This window comes from Enterobacter sp. CGMCC 5087 (genome assembly GCF_003144775.1).
Classification (GTDB): Bacteria; Pseudomonadota; Gammaproteobacteria; order Enterobacterales; family Enterobacteriaceae; genus Enterobacter; species Enterobacter cloacae_M.
The window spans coordinates 1-696 of sequence record NZ_QFXN01000019.1 but is presented as its reverse complement, the minus strand read 5'-3'; the positions used below and the strand labels follow the sequence as shown (position 1 = coordinate 696).

The window sequence follows — 696 nt, the reverse complement described above, 5'->3', positions numbered from 1 at the left end:
CTCTCAAGATAAGGCGCGATCAGCGGCTCGCGCATCAGCGCGCAGCCCAGCCCGGCCTGTACGCCCGCCAGCGTCAACAGTCCGTCTTCAAACAGGGGGCCGCTGCGCCGCAGAGACCGCTTTACCCCCTGCAACTGAAACCACTGCGGCCAGCTGGTGCGCTCCTCATCATGCAGCAGCGGCATTTGCAGCAGTTGCTCAGGCGTATCGATATGCCCATGAATGCGCAAAAACGCGCGGCTGCACACCGGCACCATCTGTCCGGAAATCAGCTTTTCGCTCTGATAGCCCGCCCACTGGCCGTTACCAAAACGAATCGACATATCCGACGCATCGCTCAGATAGTTACGATGGTTGGCATACACAACGTTGATCTCTGTCTGCGGGTTCGCACGCATAAAATCAGGCAGACGCGGGATAAACCACCCCATGCCAAAAAGCGGGATCAGGCTGATGGTGACCTGACGCGTTTGCGCCTGCTCTGCCAGATGCTCCGTTGCCTGGCGCAGCACGTTAAACGCCGCACGGATCGAGCGGTAATATTCACGTCCGTGCTGGCTCAGCACCAGCCTGCGCCCCTGACGTTCCGTCAGCGGCATTTGCAGATACCCTTCAAGGACCTTAAGCTGATGACTGACCGCCGACGGTGAGATATCCAGTTCCTGCGCGGCCAGCGTGACGCTGCCCAGCCGGGCG

At 60.2% G+C, this 696-nt stretch carries 1 protein-coding gene; it reads right to left on the bottom strand.

Annotated features, from left to right (window positions below):
- On the bottom strand, positions 1-696 hold a 696-nt coding region (locus tag DEO48_RS01235), incomplete at both ends, for a LysR substrate-binding domain-containing protein (RefSeq protein WP_109844098.1).